Genomic DNA, 19,313 nt, shown 5'->3' on the forward strand with positions numbered 1-19,313 from the left:
ATAACGGAGGCAAATCAGGCGGTCGTTTCCCGTGCGGCGGTGCTGCGCGTCAGGATCGCGTAGATCTGATCCTTCAGGCGAAGCTTCTCCTTTTTCAGCACTTCGATCTCCTCGTGGGTGCGGTGCTCCAGATGCATCTCGAAATTCTTGATGCGCTGATCGAGCTCGTTGTGGCGATCGAAAAGATTCAGGAAATGCCGATCACTTGTCTTGAGCTCGGTGATCAATTCACGATGTTCGGGGAACATGGTCTAACTCCCTCAGGGTTTCAAGTTCTCATCCACGATGGCCTGCGGTGACTGAGCCTGCAGGGACGGTGCAGCCCAGTCACCGAATATGTCGGGCGGTGTTCCGCCGCCCGACGCCTACTCACTGGAAGGGATCCGGGCGCGGCGTGGCGTTGCTCGACGGCGGCAGGATCGGCATGGTGAGTTGCGGCTGGTCACCGGTCATCGTCTTCAGGAAGGCGACGATCTTGCCGATCTCGTCATCGTTGTAGGTACGACCAAGCTGCAGGCGCCCCATGATATCCACCGCTTCCTCCAGCGTGGCGGCTTCACCGTCATGGAAGTAGGGGTAGGTCATTTCGACGTTGCGCAGCGTCGGCACCTTGAAGTTGAAGCGGTCCGCATCAACCCCCGTGACGGCCGAGCGCCCTTCGGCCGGCGAAGTCGACTGGTACGGCTCGACCAGGCCCATGCGCTGGAACGAGGTGCCACCGGCAGCAGGACCGTTGTGGCAAGCCACGCAGCCGCTTTCCTTGAACAGCGTGTAGCCGGCGAGTTCCTTGGCGTCGAGTGCCTTGTCGTCGCCCTTGAGCCACTTGTCGAAGCGCGAGTTCGGCGTAACGAGGGTTTCCTCGAAGGCCGCGATCGCGCTGGTCACCATGTCCATGTCGATCTGCTCCTTGCCGAACACACCCTTGAACTCGGCAACGTAGCCCGGGATCGACTGCAGCACGTCGAGCGCCAGGGTGTGCGGCATGTTCATTTCGATGTCGGCCTGGATCGGGCCTGCAGCCTGCTCCTGCAGGTTCGCGGCACGGCCATCCCAGAACTGGGCGATGGCAAGGCTGGAGTTGAGAACGGTCGGCGAGTTCACCGGACCTGCCTTCCAACCATGGCCGATCGAGGTCTTGAGGTTGTCGGTACCACCGCGCGACAGGTTGTGACAGGTATTGCAGGAGATGATGCCGGACATCGACAGGCGGGGCTCGAACCACAGCTTCTTGCCCAACTCGACCTTGGCGGGGTTCTCCACCTTGGCGGGCTGGATCGGTTGGATCGGCTCATCGCGTACGGTGGGGGCTGCAAAGGCGCTGCCAAGCGACGCGATGGCGATTGAGATGGTCAATATGTATTTCATGTGCAGACGCTCCGATGTAGAGGTAATTATAAGACAGTGCGATCAATGGGGCTGCGCCGTGACCCTTGGCGCATACAGGTCGTAAACCCATATTTCAGCAATAGTTACGATGCCTGCAGTTGATAAAAATCAACGGACGAACGAATTCTGGCGTTTGAGCAAGTTCCGGTATGGTTTAGCTTTTCTCAGGCTGTTGCGGGGGTCTTGAATAAGGTAAACAATACTCAGTCTGCGGGGTGTGCGCATCTCACGATGATGTTTGGCGCCAGCCCTCGCACAATGCCCGAATAGGGGCAAATGCTGATCTTGAGGTGAGCAGATGATCATCGATCTCGATGAGCAGCGACGCAGGAGACTGGTACATAAACCCTGGGCATGGCGCAACCTGTCCAAGGAGGCCTTTACCGAGCTCTGCCTCTCGGCGCTGCTGGATCTACCCCCGCCGTTCAACACGCTGCCGGAGGACGTCGCAGGGCAGCTTTACGGCGTACTCTGCTCGCGTCTGGACTGGAAGGAGCGGGTCAGCTTCATCGACAGGGTCATCCTTGAGCCCAATTTCGTGCTTCGCGAGTCGGCCTTGCTCACTATTCTGGGCAAGGAGTTCGACGCGCCCGTCGCTGCAGCGGCGGCGGCGCGGCTGATGGCTGGCGCCCCGATCGATCCACAGGGTGTGCCCGTCAGCTTTCATGAGTTTGCCGAGATGCTGTGCGAGGGCACTGTTGGCAACCCCGGGGCGGTGGTCGCCGGTGCGCTCATGGTTGCCGACCGGCAGTTGATAACCGCGATCGAGGGGGTGCGACCCTTGCTGGCGGTGGATACGGTCGCATCGGCGGCGCAGTGTTGCTGTGGCTTTGCTTCGGCCCTCGTCGTCGACTTCTGGCTCGACTGGATCGAGGAGTTGCTCGACAACCGCTTCGACTCCTTGGCATTGGCCTACGCCCATGCAGCGGTGTCGGCCTTGTTCATCCCAGCCGAGGCGCCCGCACGCCATGAGATCTGCGAGTACGAGCGTGTGCCGTGCAGTGAGGACCTCAGGGAAGAGGCAATTACCGTCGTCCGGCGGTGGAGCTTCGACGCCTTCCGCAGGCGTATTGAGCCGCGCATGCGCAGGATCGCCGCGCACGAGCAGCGCCCGCGCCTCATGCCAGTGATCATGCGTTCCTGGGGATATGACTGAGCGAGTCCGCCACAGCTTCGGCGTTCAGCGCTCGCCAAGTGCCTCTGACAGGGTCTTGGTGACAGGCTTTGTCAGGTATTGAAGTACCGTGCTCGAGCCCGTCTTGATCTCCACTGTCGCCGTCATACCGGGCAGGATATCCAGGTCGGCATCTGGTCGGCCGCTGAACTGGCGACCCTCGGTGCGCACGAGGATGCGGTAGTAGGGTTGTTCGCCCTGGCGCAAGTCCTCACGCAATGTGTCCGCGCTGATATAAGTGAGGCGGCCAGGCAAGTCACCGTAAATCGTGTAGTCATAGGCATCCACCTTGACGGTGGTGGGCAGCCCCTGGCGCACGAAGGCGATGTCGGCCGGGTTCAGGCGCGCCTCGATCACCAGGTCATCCTCGAGCGGCACGATCTGCATGATGTCCTCGCCTGGGCGGATCACCCCGCCCAGGGTCGTGATGCGAACATTCTTCACCACGCCGTGCAGGGGGGCACGGATCTCGGTCTGCTCGAGCACGTTACGACGCTGGGCAAGGGTCTGCTCGACGCCGGCGAGGTCTTCCTGCGCTTTGTTCAGCTCCGCCTGCGCGTCCTGGAAATACTTGTTGCGCTTGTTGGTAATCTGGGCCTGGAGTTCGGCCAGCTGGCGCTCGAGGCGCAGTACCTCGCTGCGGCTCACGTCCCCGGATGCGAGCAGGGGGCGGTTCATCGCCAGCTCTTCGAGCACCAGCGAGGCCATGCTCTCGAGGGCGCCGATTTCCTCGTCGATCGCCGCCCGGCGCTTGCGCAGCAAGGCGAGTTGGTTGTCGCGGAACTGCGGGTAATCTTCCACCTCGGGCGGGAACACCGGCGCGGCGGCGAACACCTCGGCACGCAGCCGCGCGACCGTGGCTGCCAGGCCGGCCGCGCGCGCCCGGGTCTCGAGGTAGGCCGCTTCGGCGCGGGTGCGCTCCAGGCGAGCGAGCAACTGGCCGCGCTCGACGACGTCACCCTCGCGTACCAGCAGCTCGTCCAATGTGCCGCCTTCCTGCGACTGGATCACCTGCGTGCGTGAGCTGGCGATCACCGAGCCCGCAGCGCGGCTCACCTGGTCGAGCTCCGCGACCCAGGCCCAGCCCAGGAACACCGCCACGGTGGCGATCGTTGCCCACATGATGGTGCGCGGCGCATGAAGGCTGGCGGCGAGGGGACTCGGGTGGTCAGGGTCGGACGGACGTAGAAACCAGAACATGCTCATGCACTTGCAGAAAGGGGAGGGGGCGGAGCGCCATCGCTGCGCCCACGTTCGGCGAGTTGGCTGGCCTTCTCGCGGGCACGGGCGAGCACCTCGTCGCGTGGGCCGTCGGTGAGGATACGGCCGTGCTCGAGCAGGATCACGCGATTGACCTGCATCACCAGCGCCGGTTTGTGGGTTACCAACACGATCGTGGTCTCGCGCGGCAGCGCGCGGAACAGATTGTGCATCACCAGCAGTTCGAGCTGCGCATCGAGCGCGGCCGTCGGCTCGTCCAGCAACAGCACGCGTGGCCGCATCAGCAGCAAGCGGGTCAGGCCGACGAGCTGGCGTTGCCCGCCCGACAAGCCCCGGCCGCCTTCGCTGATCTCCAGTTCCAGGCCGCGCGGGTGGCGCTGGATCACCTGCGCCAGTCCAGTCAGGTTGGCCACTTCCAGGATGCGGCTATCGCTCTGCGTCGGCAGGCCAAGGCACAGGTTGTCGCGCAGGCTGCCGTTGAAGAGTCTCACGTCCTGCGGCAGGTAACCCACGTGCTCACGCACGAATGCCGGTGCCAGGTGGCTCACATCCACGTCATCGAGAAACACCGAGCCCGAGCGCGGTCGGTACAGGCCCGACAGTACCTTGATCAGCGTCGACTTCCCCGACCCCACGGGCCCCAGCACCGCCACGCGCTCACCTGGGGCAATGTTCAGGGCGGGCACAGTCAGCGCCGGGCGCTCATCGCCGAACCCATACACCACGTTGTCCAGGCGCAGGCGGCCCTCGCACTGCTCCGGTACCACCAGCCGCCGGTCCTCGTCGCGTTCTTCGGGCAGTGCCATGATCGCGTCCAGCGCACGTAGCGCGATGCGCGCGTGTTTCCACTGCACGATCAGGTTGGGGATCTGCGCCAGCGGCGCCAACGCGCGCCCGCTGATGATCGTGCACGCGATCAGCCCGCCCATCGTCAATGCCCCGGTGGTGATCGCGTAGGCGCCGGCGGCAACGAGTCCGACGTAGCTCAGCTGCTGCAGGGTCTGGGTGAGGTTGGCCGCGAAAGTGCCATGCAGGCGCATGCGCAGCTCACTCTCGGCCAAGGTGGCGGTCAAGGCACGCCAGCGGTCGAGCAGCTTCCACTCGGCGCCCGCCGCCTTGACCGACTCGATGCCATCGACCGCCTCGATGAGCAAGCCGTTCTTGCGGTTCGACTCCTCGATGTGGGCGGCCGCCAGGCGCTCGAGCGGTGCGCGCAACGCCAGGCCAACAATGAGCGCCAGCCCGGTCACCACCAGCGGCACCAGCGCAACCGGCCCGGCGATGAGCGCGATCACGCCGATGAAGAGCAGCGCGAACGGCGCGTCGGCCAGGATGAACAGGGTCGATGAGGCCATGAAGGCGCGCACCGACTCGAACTGGCGAATCTGCGCCGCAAAGGTGCCGACGGTGCGCGGGCGCGCGTCCATGCGGATGTCGAGCGCCTTGGCAAAGAACACCGCCGACAACTCCTCGTCGATTGCCTTCGAGGCGCGGTCCACCATCTGCGCCCGCACTTGCTTCATCAGCAGCTCCAGCCCAACGGCGAGCAGCACGCCCACGGTCAGCACCCACAGCGTCGAATAGCCCTTGGTCGGCACCACGCGGTCATACACCTGCATCGTGTACATCGCCGAGGTCAGGCCGATGAGGCTCACCACGAAGGTCGCGAACACCGCCTCCACGAAGATCCGCCGGTGGCGGCGCAGCGCGCGTGCGAAGCAGTCGCCCGCGCTCGGCGCGGCCGCCGTGGCCTGCGTGGGCGCCATGCGGGCATGGCCGGTGCTCAGGCAGAGCACGGTGCCCTGCTCGGCCTGGGTGGCCGTCAACACCTCGCGTGCGCCGGCCGCATCGTCCACGACAAGGTCGCCATTGCTCAGCCGTGCGCGCACGAGCAACAGCTGCGCACCATCGCGCGCGAGCCATAGCGCGGGCAGGTCGTCGCGCTCCAGCGCGCGCGCCGCCCGCGGCCTGATCTCGCCGGCCGGGAAGCGCGCCTGCCAGCATGCTGCGGCACGCTGCAGCAGCGGCAGCGAGTCGATGGCGATGCCATCGTGCGTTTCCTGCTGCATGGCGAAGCGATGCACCGGCACCGCCTGTCCAGCCAGGGCTGCGAGCCGGGCGAGCAGGACCGGTAGCGTATGCGCGTCGCCGCTCGAGCTCATTCGGTGCCCGCCGCTGCGGCCTGCACGCCGCTCGCAATCAGCACGCGCAGCGTGCTGAGCAGTGCGCCAGCGCGCGCATCGGCTTGGCCGTATAAGGCCTGGGTGAGCTCGCGCTGGGCGTTTAGCACATCTAGCCAGCTCTTGCGCCCCACGGTGTATTGACGGATGTAGGAGTCCACCACCTCACGCGTGGCACCTACCAGCTCGGCGCTCGCGGGCAGTTGCTCGCGCAGCGCCATGGCCTGGCTCCAGTCGGTTGCGACCTGTTGCTCGAGCTGGCGGCGGGCGACGGCCAGCGCATCCCGGGCGCCCTCCGCACGGGCCACGGCAGCCTGCATCGCCGTCGCCGCAGACAATCCAGCGCCGGGTTGATACTGCAGCGCCACATAGGTAAAGTCCCGCGCCTGTCCGGGCAGCAGGCTACCCATGCGCTGATCGTGTCCAATCACCAGCTGTGGCAACAGGCTCGCTCGATTCACGCCGACCTGCGCGGTCGCGGCATCGATGCGGGCTTGCAGCAGGCTCAGCTCGGGCGAGCGCGCGACCGCCATCCTCACCGCCTCGGCCTGGCTCAGCGACAAGGGCGGCAAGCGCGCCGGCGGCTGCAGGGTGAAGTCGTCCTCACCGACCAGCTGCGTCAGGCTGGCATGGGCGCTATCGAGCAGGGCGCCGGCCTGAATCAGTTCGGTACGGGCCTGCTGCAGGCGCGCCGCAGCCAGGGTCGCGTCCGAGCGCGGGCTCACCTCCGACACGACCCGGCGCTGGATCATGTCGTACAGCCGTTCATGTTCGCTCACGTTCGCGTGCGCAGCGCGCTGGCGCATCTCTGCGCGCCACTGTTCGGCAAACGCGGCGACGGTCGCCAGCTGCAGCTCCTGGCGCGTCAACGCGACGGCCTCCACCGCGGCCGCCTGGGTCCGCTCCGCGGTGTCGATCTGCGCCGTGATGCGCCCGCCGGTCCAGAGCGGCTGCTGGACACGCACCGTGGTCTGCACGCCGCCGGCATCGAGCCGCGTGCTCTCGGCGCTCAGGCTCGGGTAGCGGCCCCAGCGTGCGCTGGCGACATCGCTCGCGGCCGCCCGCACATCGGCCTCGCGTTGGGCGACCTGCGGATGGGTGCGTGCCACCTTGTCGAGTGCGGCATCCAGGCTCAAGGGCGTGGCGCCGACCGCGCAGGGCAGCAGGAGCAAGGCGAGCGCAACGGCTTTTACGGGATAGGTCATTCGGTCACACCTTTGCGATGACAAGGCCGTCAAGGCACTGGATGTCGCAGCCGTGGGCGGCGACGCTGATGGTCAAGTGAGCTGGGGATGGCGTGATTAACCCGCACCTGCAAGCAACTGCTCGACCAGGACGCGAAGTTGCGGAGCAAGCTTGCCCGTGGCTAGCGCGCGCTTGAGAACGAGCTGGGCTTCTGGGCGTTCGCCCGCGTCATGCAGCGATAGCCCCAGGCCGACCAGCCAGCTCGGCTCCTCAGGGCGCTCGCGCAAGGCAATTCGGAAATGCTCCGCCGACGCCTTGTACTGCTTGCGCCCTTGCAGCAGGCGGGCATACATGGCGTGATAGCTGCCGTCGTTGCCTGCGGCGGGCAGGTTCTGCCGCAGCAGGGTGAGCGCGTCGTCCTGCTTGCCGGCGCCGGCCCATACCTGCGCAAGCGCGAGCGTAAGCGCCGTGTTGGTGGGCAGCAGCATCAGGCCCTCGGTCAGCACATCGGCAGCAGCGCCAGTCTCTTTGGACGACACCAGGCTGCTCGCTAGCGCCAGCCGTGCTTTTACCTGCTCCGGGTCGTCGGCGAGTACCTTGCGCAATGTCTCGCGCCCCTCTGTGGCGCGCCCCTCCTGTAGGTCGCGCATGGCCTGCGCAGTCGCCTCTTCGGGGTTGGCGCCGCGTGGTTCGCGGCGTGCGCGCGCAGTGTCCGGCGTTTCGGGTGCCGGGGCTGCAGAGGGTCGTGGGGGAGTCCGTTCGGGCGTTTGCTCGGGTAGTGCAGCAGGCGCCGCGTTTGCGGGGCGCGCCTGTGCAGGCTCGGTGATTCCGGTGATGCGGTGTGGCTTATCGGGAGCTGACCGCTGCTCGGTGCTACGCGTAGGCTGCGGCGGGCGAGGTGCCGCTTGCGCCTGCACCGGCGGCCAAGGCTCAGCGGGGCGTGGCTGGCCCTCCGCAATCACCGCGGCAGCAGCAGCGGCCGCCGCCGCCGCGGCAGCGGCCGCCGCCGGCACCGCCGCTGTCACTGCGGCGGTGATGGCGGCGCTGACCGACTCAGGCGTTGCCAGCACTACGGGCGCAGGTTGCTGCAGTGTGGCGTGCGCCTCGACCGGCGCCACCGGTGACAGCGGTGGCGCCGGGCTTGCGTGCACCGGCAACCGCGACGGACCCTGCTGCAAGGCAGTGGGGGTCCGCGCAAATGTTGGCCATGGGATCTCGTCTCGCCACCACCAAGCTCCGGCAACCAGAGCAGCCAGCAAGAGCACGCCGCTCCCCATGGCGAGATACTTCCAGCCGCCTGCCTCGTCATCCCGCACGCCCACCAATGGGCCCAGACCCGCTGCCGTGTTGAGCGGAATGCCGTGGCGCTGTCGTGCATCGAGCGACAACAGCACCTCGTTGATCAGGCTCATGGGGCCAGCAGTCCGTTGTAGATCACGATGCCGCCAACGACCAGAATCATCAGCAGCGACAAGGTCAGCCCCACAGCCAGCGCTTTCCAGCGCTGTTTCGAGGCGACCCCCGGGCTGCCCTCAGTGTCATTGACGGCCGCCACCACATGCCGTCGTTCCACGCGCGGGCAACTGTCGCCGTACGCGCATAGCAAGGCCTTGTGGGCGAGGATGTTGATGCGGCGCGGTACACGTTTGGAGTGCGAGCGCAGTATCCGTAGGGCAGCACTGGTAAAGAGTTGCCCGTCCACATGGCCTGCAGCCAGCAAGCGATGGCGAATGTAGGCGTCGAACTGGTTGCCGGCCAAGGTCGGCAATTGGTAACTATAGGTAATGCGCTGCTTGAGCTGACGGATCGACGGATGGTTGAGCTTCTCGTCGAGCTCGGGCTGGCCGAAGATCACGATCTGCGCCAGACGCTGCTTCTGCGATTCCAGGTTGGTCAGCAGGCGCAGCGTCTCCAGCGTGGCCACCGGCATGGCCTGGGCCTCGTCCAGGCAGATCACCACGCGCTTGCCCGAGCGGTTCAGCTCCAGCATGCGCACCGCCAGTGCCTGCAGCACCTGGTACTGGTTCTCCATCTGCGACTCGGGAACCCTGACCCCCAGCTCCTTGCACACCTCCAGGCACAGCGACAGGGGCTCGCGGTAAGGGTTGAAGATGTACGCGACCTTGTAATCCTTGCCCAGCGAGTTGATCAGCTTGCGGCACAGCAAGGTCTTGCCCGTGCCCACCTCGCCGGTGATCTTGATGAAGCCCTCGCCCATATGAAGGGCCATCAGCAAGGTGTTCAGGGCTTTCTGCGCACCACTCGACTTGAAGAAGAAGCTCGTGTCGGGCGTGATGCTGAAGGGAAATTCCCGCAGGCCGAAGTGCTCGAGGTACATGGGGTGTCAATATGTCCGCGCACGCCGCGGAACTGCCGCGGCGGTCATTGTCAGTCGCGGGGCACGCAATAGTAACCACCGCCGGGTAAGGGCAGGCCATCCAGCCCTCGCGCAGCGGAATGATAACCCAGTGGGCGATACTTTACCTTATCCGTGTCGAGGGCAGCGCAGCGCAGCGCGCCTGTGCTTGCCAGGTGCGACGGCACGGGGCCGAACGCGCTGGCGTTGTTCCAGGCGATGATGTCGCCGCGCTTGGAGAGCTGAGGCGGTTCGTCGGCCTGGCGGTTGCCGGGGGTCTGGGCGCAGGCGGCGAGCGTGAGCGCAACACAGGCGAGCGCGAGTCGGGAGGGCAGGGACGTTTGCATTGGGGTCTCGGAGCGTCGGTGTGGGAGTCAGGCAATGGTTGAAAGCGATGCAAGCGCGACATTGCTGGAGGCAGTACCCCAATAGAGCACGCCGCTGTCGTGCCATACCGTTGGGGTCGTCCCAGGTGCCGCGGTCATGACTTGCTCGTAGCTGTAATCCAAGTGCGGAGACAGGCCGCCAATCCTGATGCGGTCACCGGTAGAGAAGTCGGTAATGACGTTGCTGCCGTCAGCCCCGCCGCCGCCGAACACGAACACATCGTTACCTGCACCGCCAGTCAAGGTATCGTTGCCCATCCCGCCCACCAGCACGTCATCGCCATCGCCACCAATCAGGATGTCGTTACCGTTGCCGCCGAGGAGGAAATCGTTACCGGCGCCGCCATTCAGGGTATTGCCGGGACCGCCGCCGACATTCTGGGCGCCGAAGAGCAGGTCATTGCCGCCACCACCTGTCAGCATGGCGCCGGCCACGGTGGGGGCGTACAGGATATGGTCGCATCCGCTGCCGGCGACGGACTCGGAGTTTGACAGCCGGTAGTAGTCGCCATCGCTCGCGAGCGCGAGCTGGTAACCCAGGAAGCTGAGGGCGTTGTCGTCATTGGTGAAGCCGACGAACTCGACCTGCTTTGCGGCAGTTCGTTGGTCATCCAGGGTCAAGGTCTTCCCGTGCAGGAGAATATCGAGATCGTTGGTGCCCACAGGCCTGAAGTACAAAGCCTTGTCAGCCGCCAGGCTGAAGGCATCGACTGCGCCCAGATCGATCGTCAGCAGGTTGATCGCGCTCGTCCCCGCCAGTTCCGAGGACACGAGCGCGGTGTCGTAGTCGTACGCCAACCGGTTCTCTGCCGCCGGCACCCCCAGGCTCAGCGTGGTGCTCGCTTGCGTGGTTTCCGTGCCGCGCGTCGCCGACACCGTGATCTGGTAGGCCGAGCCAATGCAACCCAGCGCGTTGGCGGCCTTGAGCAGGCTGATCTCGCCGGTGAGTGGGTCGACCTGAAACAGCGCCTGCCACTCGACCGCGCTCAGCGCCTCGCCCCCCGGGTGGCGGCTGACCGCGACGATCGCATATTGCGTGCCGTTGCCTTCGTAGTTCGAGCCGAAGTCCGCCCCGGGGATCTTGCCGGTACCCTTGTCGATACCGAGCGTGACCGGGCCGGGCGGCGTGATCGTCAGCGCGGGCGGCGGCGGAGCGCTCCCGCCGCCGCCTCCACCGCCCCCTGCCAGGCCGAGCAGGCCAAGCAGGGCCCACGCAGGCGAAACACCGGCGTGGGCGTCGGCGGCGCCGGTGTAGCCGCAATGCAGCGGCGTGCCGGGTTCGCAGGCTTCCACCCAGCCTGTATCCACTGCGGCACCCGCGTCGCTGACCGGCATCGCTGCGGCCTGGGCGAGCAGCACCGGTTCGCTGTCGGTCATGGTGGCGGCGAGTTCCTCATCATCTTCCCGCTTGTCCATATCCGCGACCGCGCGCGCGCGGCTGGCGAGCGGCTGGGCGGGGGTGGCCTGGGCAGCCTTGTGGGTGGGCTGCGCGGGTCCGCCCTTGGGGGTGAGCGCGGCGGCGACGGGCTGGCCCTGGGCAAGGCTCGCAAGGCGGGCGGCGACATCTGCCGCCGCGCTGGTGGGGGCGGCGCCTGCGGCCGCGGTCGGGGCACTGAGGGTGGTTTGCATGGCGGTTTGGCTGTCGGGGTGGGGTTGTCGGACTAGGGGGTATCGGTGACTGGAATCGGTTGCGGGCTGCGGGTCAGGCAATGAAGGCGCCGACCGTGATCAAGCCGCTTGGGCTCCAGGACCAGTCGGCAAGGTCTTCTGCACCGGCGGGAAGGTTGGCGCCTAGTTCGATGCGCTCGATGTTGCTCCCCGCTGGGTCGATCTCGTAGAACAGGAAATACTTGTCATCGACGGTACCGACGAAGATATCGAGGTCGGTCTCATTGCTTGGGCCGTTGGAGCCGTCGTAATCGGCCACCACCGTGTCGGAGAAGCGGAACGCGAGGTTATTGCGGATCGCGCTCAGATCGATGGTGTCGCCCGCTTCAAGGTCGGTGATGCGGTCGGGGGTGTCGTACAGGCTGTCGCCGGTCACGAACACGAAGGTGTCGGCCCCGGCGCCGCCGGTCAGCGTATCCTGCCCAGGGCCGCCGAATAGCACATCATCCCCCGCGCCACCGTTCAGGGTGTCGTCGCCGTCGCCCCCCTCGAGGCGGTCCTTGCCATTGCCGCCTGTCAGCGTGTCGTTGCCGCCCTGGCCCTGAATGTTGGCCGCGAAGGCCCCCAGCCACGACAGTGAGGTGGCGTCGATGGTGTCGCCGTCCGCGCTGCCCTGAATATTTACGGTGGTGGCGGCGAAGACGGAGGCTTCCGTGAACGCATCCAGCAGGTCGGTAAAGTCGGTGAGTGTGGCCGCATCCACGTTAATGGTCTTGACAGCGCTTGCGACCAGCGTGCCACCGAAGACCTCGCCCAGCGCATTGAGCGTACCGGCGTCGAGCGCCGTGTCGGTGAGCGTCAAGGTCACCCCCGTTGTGTCGGGTAGCAGCTGCGGGTGGTGGGCGAGCAGGGCGAGCACCGTCGTCGCGGCGCCATTCAGCGTGGTGAGCAGGGGCGCGCTGATGCTGCCGCCGTACACGCTGTCCAGTAGGTCGAGGGTACTGGCGTTGAGCGCGATGTCGCTGAGTTCGATTGCCGCGGCCTGGCCGACCATGGACGGGCGCAATGCGGCCAGGGTGAGCGCCTGAATGATGTTGGCGTCGAGGATGTCGACGGCGCTCGCATCGAGCTTCAGGATCCACGCCGTGAATGCGTCCGAATCGATGAACGCCAGCAGATCCCCGGCGTCCAGGCGTGCGTCGGTGGGCCGCAAGGTCATGCCTTCCAGTCCACCCAGGCTCAGCGGCGCGGTGGTCAGCATGGCCTTGAGCTGCGCAAAGGTCCCGGTGATGGCGCCCACGCCGCCGACATCCACCGGCCCGCTGGTGGCCCCAGCGATGGTACGCAGGTCGGTCACGCTGGCAAAATCACCAGTTACGGCGATCGCTTCGTTACCCAGGCCGGCGAAGGGCTTCAGCACCGAGTTATTGGCCTTGTACAGCTGGGCAAGCGCGGCCGCACTGCCGGTAAGTGCGCTCACGCTATCGCTGACGGTGACCCGGCCCATGGTGCCCGCGTCGATGGTGTTGAGCGCCTCGGCGCTGGCGTTGGTCCCGGTCACCAGCACGTCCTTGTTCCACAGCATCGACAGCGCGCGCGGGTCGTCCCGCGCGGTCTCGTAAGCCGTAGCCAGGTCGGCCGCGCTGCCGCTGATCGTCTTCACCGTGGACGACAGCGTCACCAGCCCGGTCGTGGCCCCATCCAGCGCCAGCAGGTCGGCCGCCGCAGCGCTGCTGCCGGTCACGGTCGCCGTCGCCTTGCCCAGCCCGCTGATGCCGGGCGCGGTGAACACGGCCTTCAGATCCGCGGCGCTGCCGCTGACGCCGAGCACGAAGGGGATCTCGATGCTGGCGCTGGCGGCATCCAGGCGCAGCAGGTCGGCGGCGGTATAGGTGGCGTCGGTGAGCACCAGGCTCGTTGGCGAGAGCCCGGTCACCCCGTTGAGCACCTTGTCTACCTCGGCTACGCCCCCACGCAGTTCGGTCACGCTGCCAGTCACCGTGACCGTGCCGCGGGTCGCGTTCACCAGGGCAAGGAGCTGGGAGGCGGTCGCGCTGTCGCCGGTCACCGTCAGGTTCTCGTCACCCAGTCCGGTGACGGCGCGCGGGTTGGCGCGGGCGTCGGCGTAAAGGCGGGCGAGCTCGGCGGCGCTGCCGGTGATCGTGGTGACGGACGGCGCCACGGTCACCGTGCCCGTGGTGGCGGCGTTGATCGCGTTGAGGTCGGCAGCGTTGGCGCTGCCGCCGCCCACGGTGACGGCTTCGTTGCCCAGGCCGTTGATCTGGCGCGCATCGGCGCGCGCGGCGGCGTAAAGTTCGGCGAGTTCGCTCGCCGAGCCGGTCAGCCTCGTCACCGTGGAAGCGACGGTGACGGTGCCGCTGGTGGCGGCATTGATGGCGTTGAGGTCGGCGGCGCTGGCGGTACTGCCGCTCACGGTCACGGTCTCGTTGCCCAGCCCCATCAGGCGACCGCTGTCGATCGCCTGATACAGCGCCTGCAGCTCGCTCGCGCTGCCCGACAGGCGCTGCACGCTACCCACATCGACAGTGGCGAGCGGCAACGCCTGGACGACCTGCAGCAGGCCAAGTGCGGTGGCGCTGGTGTCGGTGAGGGCGACGGTGTCGTACTTGTCGGCGTACTGGCGGAGCACGCTTCTGACGCCGCGCGCGAGGTCGCTGGTGACGTTGCGAAGGCTGTCGAGGACGAGATTGCTGGCGTCCTTGCTGGCGGCGAGGCGGGCGACGGTGACGGTGGCCATGTGGGGTCCTTAGCTGGGTTGGCGGAGTGGCGCGGTATGCCGCCTTGAGAGACCGTGCTTCAGGTTGATGGGGCGTGCGTGCACACGCAGTGATGCTACAGGTAAACAAAATCAATGGTAAAGAGTTACGTATCCACCCGCAACCCGTCTTCAACGGTTAATAAGCTTCCGCCAAAGGTTACGTGGCCACGCAATTAGTGCTCCTAAATAAGCGAACGCTCGTCGGCGAACATGTCGGTCGCGATGCGTATGCCAAAGGTCTATTGCTTGAGCGGCATAAGGGTTAAGGCGAACCTAAGTTGTCCAAGCGCGGGCATGATGAGGCTATTCAAGACGTACTACCGTACAGACGCTCAGAAAACCAAAGCCTTCTCATATAGCTCTTTCGAGCATGATCTCGTTCAGGCCCGCACCAAGACCGTTAAAGTCAAGGATATCGATTGAAACGCTATCCGTCTCGATAGGCTCTTCGAACTCGACAATAGTCCAGTAAGGATGCGGCTTGAGTTTAACTTCGGTTGAATTCACGATGATGTCTTGATTTTTAAAGTGAAGGAGTACAGTTCCCGATGATCTGTCCATCGAATAAGAGTTCCTTGTGTTGAGGATCATAAGCTTAGCGAGGCGCTCAGTCTGATGCAGTCTAATGAGAAGGCTACCTAAGGTATTGTCGGGGAGTAGCCAATAGTCAGTGCAAGTATCTTCCGTAAGACTATAATCAAAAAGATTGTATGGAGTAAATTCCGACGATTCGCCGCCGTGTGTTGCAGATATTGAAATGCTCTTTGGAGTTATCTTGCGGGTTCTTAGTTCTTCCATTACTTCGTTCTTTATATATACTCTTGGGCACAATCCTTTATCTTTGAGTGGGGCTAGGTGCGAGTATCTCTGTGCGAGAGCGTCTGAGAATGCGGGAAAGACGTTCGGTGACTGTTTCTCTGGATTATTGAACCCAAAGCTCTTTCCGCGGACAGCGTCGATAACTATATCGGGGTCTGATTCTTTGAAGTCTCTCATAAAGCGCTCACGAAAATATGCTGACAGCTCCGATTGTACGATCTGCGCATAGGTGTGGCTCTCCCGAGTCGCGGGAGATCGGTTGGACCAAACATACCAATGAGGCATCCACCCCCAAACCAATAAGTTGCGGTTTGAGACCGGAATCCATGAGTAAATATCTGAATTGTTATGAGAGAACTCATATTCGAGAACGGTTCTGTACTTTATTCTCGAGTATGAGTTGATTTCATTTTTATAAAAAAAGCCCATATAAGCAAGAAACATGAGTGCGAAGAAGATAGTGAACGTCTTCGCTGACTTTTCTTCGATATACAGAGGTCTCAAGCTGTATGCGGATAGTATTGCGGCGAAAGGAGGGATGTACATCAGGTAGTGAGGGAATAGATTACCCGGCTTTGCTATCGACCAAAATATAATTACTAGCAGAGCGGTTAGGTAAAATATGGTAAATCCGTTATTATTTGAATCTGCCGGATTTTCTATGCGTGGCTTGATCGTTATGTATAAAAGGCCGAGAAGCAGAACTGAAAGCAGAAAGTATGTAAAATAGGTTATCAGTGCATCACTCGAAATAAGGTGATGAATACCGATGATCGGTAAGGCTGCCTTGACATAGAGCTGGCTCCAAGTGATGTAGCTAAGCCAAAAGTCAGCTATTTCCCCATGGTTATGCAGATGTAGCAAGAAAAATGCTGGCGGTACTAGCGCTCCAATGACAAACACAACGATTCTGAATGCTTTGTTTTTGCAGGTATCTATAAAAAGAAGAAATAAAGTATAGATTCCGATTACAAACGCTGCGGGGAGGGACTGTAGCTTCGCGAATGGCACAAGACCGACAAGAAGTCCAAGGGCAAAGTATGTTGCTAGGTACTGTTTTACGTTTCCTGAGGCATGTTTCAATACAATGTAATTGGCAAGCACCAGTAAAAGTGTGGAGAGTGTCTCGCTGGTATAGTGTAAAAATTCAGGACTATTTGTGTAGCTATAAAATAAAACAACTGGAATGGTGAAAAGTGCAGCTATATGTTTTTTTGAAAAAAGGCTAATGGATAGGTAAGTGTAAAAGCAGGTTGTTAGCAGTATAAACAATGCCGTTGCGCGGACTAGACTAAAGGTGACGTCTGAGTTAATTAGATAGGGCCAGGAAATAACTATAGAATTGAGTGGTCCTGCGGTAGTGCCATCCAGCGCATTCCAGTTGAAGCCGTAATTCAGAATTCGCAAAGAGTTTGCAGTGACTTGAGCTTCATCGGGATTCAATGGAATGGGATAGGTGATAGAGTCCCATCTTCCATGGAGGAAAATAATGGCAAAAATGGCGAGCGCAACAAAGTTGACCGGAATTCTTTTCGGCATAATATGTCCGTCAGTTGATTTCCTTAATGGGTCTCTAAAAAATTTGTGCTCCGAGCGCACCAGCAGAAGGTAACCGATTCGCTGGGCCTTATTAATGGTAGATGTGTCCGCTCTATCGCTGTATTTAGGGCGCCTTCATTCCGCGAGTGCCTGTTTCTGGACCTGGCAGGCGGATATCGCCAGATTGCGCCGTGTAAGTTGGAGGCTGCTCAAACCGATCAGCAAAAACGCCCGTGAGGTGCTCCTCAGGACTGGAATTCGGGTCGGTTCTGATAAGGCCTTTCGGCGACAGCGTGTTCCTGATGCGCTTGCGTTCCCTCCGCTTGAGAGCCTGTGACGCAAGAGGCGCCAGCATCGTGGCGGTAGTACGGGTCGTTACGTCATTATTTGGCTCTATGTGCATGCCCTGTGCCTGTAGTGCACAGTTCATTTTGTGCAAGAAGGAGCCTCTTTTTACCTTTACGTGAATGTCCACTTCTTGTGCAAGGCAAAAATAATCGGAGATATTATGCAAACTACAAAGGCTAGACCAAACATGTAATCAATATTGAGCAGCTGGATGACAGAGGTAGCGGAGAGTATGGAAAGCAGTCCAATCAATGAAACAATTAAGAATTTTAAGAAATTAGACTTATTAATATTTTTTGTGAATGTCCAGCTTGAGTTAATTAAATAAGAGAATATTGTTGCAAAAACAAACGCTATCCCGTTGGATATCGGTGGCGGCGTTTTAAATAGCTCAATGCAGCAAAGTGTGATGAGTATATGAACGCCGGTGCTACTGATTCCCGTAAGAATGTAACATTTAAATTCTTTTAAAGTATTCATTGATGAGGGTTAATAAGTATCTAAAGCGTCGCCAACATTTTCAATTCAAGAAATTCTTTGTAATTACCTCAAAGTCCTTCGGTCATTAGGGTGAATTCAGCGAGGTTATCCGACTTTATTCGGCAAGGCAAAATGCCGTAAGCCCAAAAAGTCGATTGAAGTTCATGACAGAAATCTCTAAATTGCACAACGCCTTGAGTGTGGCGTTAACGATGGGTCTGTGCTCCACAAGCTGTGATTTCGGTGCGCGTTTTGGATATTTAAAATGCCGTTGGCTTAATCTCGTTACGGCTGCAATGGGGAAGACGGCGCCGAAGAAATATGCAGATCTCTTCACTTGGAGCCCTGACCGAGCTATGACACTCTCGAGTCCATTGAGCGTATAGCGTCGTTTATGTCCTAAAAAAACATCGTGATCACTCCATAAAAAGTTGAACGCAGGAACGCTTATCAAAAATTTGGCGCCGGGGGGTACCTTTTTAACGTACTCTCTTAGCAGTCCAATGTCGTCTTCGACATGTTCAAGTACGTCCATAAGTAGTACCGTGTCCGCGTCGATTGAGTCTATTTTTTTTCTAAAGTGTTGTGGTTTATCATTAGTTAATGAATCGATCTCCTTCTCGTAATTTATATCAACGCACCAAGCTTCTCTAATCGAGGAGTTATTTAGTAGATGTGTGGAAAAAAAACCCGATCCAGCCCCTACGTCAAGAACTACCTTGGAGTTCACTGTGTCAATGAAGGAGGTCACTGCTTTCGCTTTGGATTGGTAGTACCAGTGCTGTTCAATTCTGTCGAGAGAGACAGTGGTTTCGGTTAAGTCCATGTTCAAGTTTCCGCCGACATAGAGGGTCTTGTTTTGTGAGTTTTTCTTATAAAAAGTATAAACCGCCAATATTGGCGCATTCAAAAAGCCATGGCGTTATTAAACTTGATGGGCATCTGGATGTTTGGTTAATTGAGTAGAGTGCTCGGAGTCTAAAAACGATAAATATTTTTGCGCATTAGGCTCATAAACGGTTTGTACGATGTATACAGGTCGTCTCTTCGACTCCAAATACGTTCGACCCAGGTACTCGCCCAACACCCCGATTCCAATTAGTTGAAGTCCCCCGAGAAAGGAGACTGCTACAACAAGAGAGGCATAGCCGGGTACGTCTGCTCCGATGGTCATCACTCTCACGATAATAAACATTGCAAACACGAATGACACTAGTGAGACAAATCCTCCGATATATGTCCAAATTTTCAGTGGGGCAATACTGAAGCTGGTTATCCCCTCAAGTGCAAGATTCCAAAGTCGCCATGTGTTGAACTTAGTGTTGCCAGCTATTCGCTCAGGTCTTGCATACTCAACAGTCGCTGTATGAAATCCAACCCAGGAGAAGACTCCTTTCATGAAGCGCCTCGACTCCGGTAAGTTACACAGCGCTGTGATCACCTTTCGATCCATTAGGCGAAAATCGCCGACATCAGGAGGTATTAAGGGATCCGAAATCCGGTTATGTATCCTGTAGAACAGGCCGGCGAGAGTTCTCTTCAGCCAGGTGTCCGAGTTCCGGTCTACTCTCTTCCCTAGCACGACGTCGTAACCTTCCCGCCACTTTTCTACCATTATTGGGATTATTCCAGGCGGATCTTGAAGGTCAACGTCTATCGGAATGACAACATCGCCTTTGGCATACTCAATGCCAGCGGTTAAAGCAGCTTCTTTTCCAAAATTGCGTGTCGGCGCGCGTCTAAAACTACCCAGCGGTGCGCATTGAATTTTACCCAGGCACTTTAGCTGCTCGTCATGGAGCAGGCGATGTTCAGTGTAGTCGAGTTACTGACCGCGAGTGTGCGCAGAGAA

Annotated in this window: 15 protein-coding genes and 1 pseudogene; 1 reads left to right on the forward strand and 15 read right to left on the reverse strand. The window is 60.9% G+C overall.

What is annotated here, in order from left to right; all coding sequences use genetic code 11:
- Positions 1–14 precede the first annotated feature (14 nt).
- Complete coding sequence (locus P7F68_RS04980) at positions 15–248, reverse strand: HP1242/YdcH family protein (protein ID WP_002936987.1); 234 nt, start codon at positions 246–248, stop codon at positions 15–17.
- Between the two features lie 121 nt (positions 249–369).
- A complete protein-coding gene (locus P7F68_RS04985) occupies positions 370–1,365 on the reverse strand; it encodes a cytochrome-c peroxidase (RefSeq protein ID WP_277831188.1) in 996 nt (331 codons plus the stop codon).
- Positions 1,366–1,684: 319 nt separating this feature from the next.
- Here P7F68_RS04985 and P7F68_RS04990 point away from each other — a divergent pair, with 319 nt between their 5' ends.
- On the forward strand, positions 1,685–2,542 hold the full coding sequence (locus P7F68_RS04990; protein WP_277831190.1) for a hypothetical protein: 858 nt from the start codon (positions 1,685–1,687) through the stop codon (positions 2,540–2,542).
- 24 nt (positions 2,543–2,566) lie between these two features.
- On the opposite strand, the gene P7F68_RS04995 is transcribed toward P7F68_RS04990, so the two are convergent.
- The 13 genes and pseudogenes from P7F68_RS04995 to P7F68_RS19945 all read right to left on the reverse strand — a co-directional run.
- Positions 2,567–3,766, reverse strand: a complete 1,200-nt coding sequence (locus tag P7F68_RS04995; protein WP_002936993.1) for an HlyD family type I secretion periplasmic adaptor subunit — start codon at positions 3,764–3,766, stop codon at positions 2,567–2,569.
- Entirely contained in the window at positions 3,763–5,943 is a 2,181-nt protein-coding gene (locus tag P7F68_RS05000) for a type I secretion system permease/ATPase (protein WP_002936995.1), read from the reverse strand. The genes P7F68_RS04995 and P7F68_RS05000 overlap by 4 nt, the downstream gene beginning before the upstream one ends.
- Positions 5,940–7,166 (reverse strand): TolC family protein, encoded by a 1,227-nt coding sequence (locus tag P7F68_RS05005; protein WP_277831194.1) that lies wholly within the window; start codon positions 7,164–7,166, stop codon positions 5,940–5,942. Before P7F68_RS05005 ends, P7F68_RS05000 begins: the two co-directional genes overlap by 4 nt.
- Before the next feature lie 96 nt (positions 7,167–7,262).
- Complete coding sequence (locus P7F68_RS05010; RefSeq protein WP_277831196.1) at positions 7,263–8,558, reverse strand: tetratricopeptide repeat protein; 1,296 nt, start codon at positions 8,556–8,558, stop codon at positions 7,263–7,265.
- On the reverse strand, positions 8,555–9,484 hold the full coding sequence (locus P7F68_RS05015) for an ExeA family protein (RefSeq protein WP_277831197.1): 930 nt from the start codon (positions 9,482–9,484) through the stop codon (positions 8,555–8,557). The genes P7F68_RS05010 and P7F68_RS05015 overlap by 4 nt, the downstream gene beginning before the upstream one ends.
- A 50-nt stretch (positions 9,485–9,534) precedes the next feature.
- Positions 9,535–9,849 (reverse strand): hypothetical protein, encoded by a 315-nt coding sequence (locus P7F68_RS05020; RefSeq protein WP_277831199.1) that lies wholly within the window; start codon positions 9,847–9,849, stop codon positions 9,535–9,537.
- 27 nt (positions 9,850–9,876) lie between these two features.
- Positions 9,877–11,517 carry a calcium-binding protein gene (locus tag P7F68_RS05025; RefSeq protein WP_277831201.1) on the reverse strand — a complete coding sequence of 547 codons (1,641 nt, stop codon included), beginning with the start codon at positions 11,515–11,517 and terminating at the stop codon, positions 9,877–9,879.
- 73 nt (positions 11,518–11,590) lie between these two features.
- Positions 11,591–14,254, reverse strand: a complete 2,664-nt coding sequence (locus P7F68_RS05030; RefSeq protein WP_277831203.1) for a M10 family metallopeptidase C-terminal domain-containing protein — start codon at positions 14,252–14,254, stop codon at positions 11,591–11,593.
- A gap of 372 nt (positions 14,255–14,626) precedes the next feature.
- Entirely contained in the window at positions 14,627–16,633 is a 2,007-nt protein-coding gene (locus P7F68_RS05035; protein WP_277831205.1) for a hypothetical protein, read from the reverse strand.
- 459 nt (positions 16,634–17,092) lie between these two features.
- Positions 17,093–17,461: a GtrA family protein gene (locus P7F68_RS19940; protein WP_386040925.1), complete on the reverse strand. Its 369-nt coding sequence runs from the start codon at positions 17,459–17,461 to the stop codon at positions 17,093–17,095.
- A gap of 115 nt (positions 17,462–17,576) precedes the next feature.
- Positions 17,577–18,287 carry a methyltransferase domain-containing protein gene (locus P7F68_RS05040; RefSeq protein WP_277831207.1) on the reverse strand — a complete coding sequence of 237 codons (711 nt, stop codon included), beginning with the start codon at positions 18,285–18,287 and terminating at the stop codon, positions 17,577–17,579.
- A gap of 99 nt (positions 18,288–18,386) precedes the next feature.
- Entirely contained in the window at positions 18,387–18,860 is a 474-nt protein-coding gene (locus P7F68_RS05045) for a hypothetical protein (protein WP_277831209.1), read from the reverse strand.
- A gap of 48 nt (positions 18,861–18,908) precedes the next feature.
- Positions 18,909–19,265 (reverse strand): annotated as a pseudogene (locus tag P7F68_RS19945) (glycosyltransferase); the annotation flags it as partial.
- Between the last annotated feature and the right edge of the window lie 48 nt (positions 19,266–19,313).

Source organism: Thauera mechernichensis, assembly GCF_029588855.1.
GTDB classification, from domain to species: domain Bacteria; phylum Pseudomonadota; class Gammaproteobacteria; order Burkholderiales; family Rhodocyclaceae; genus Thauera; species Thauera mechernichensis.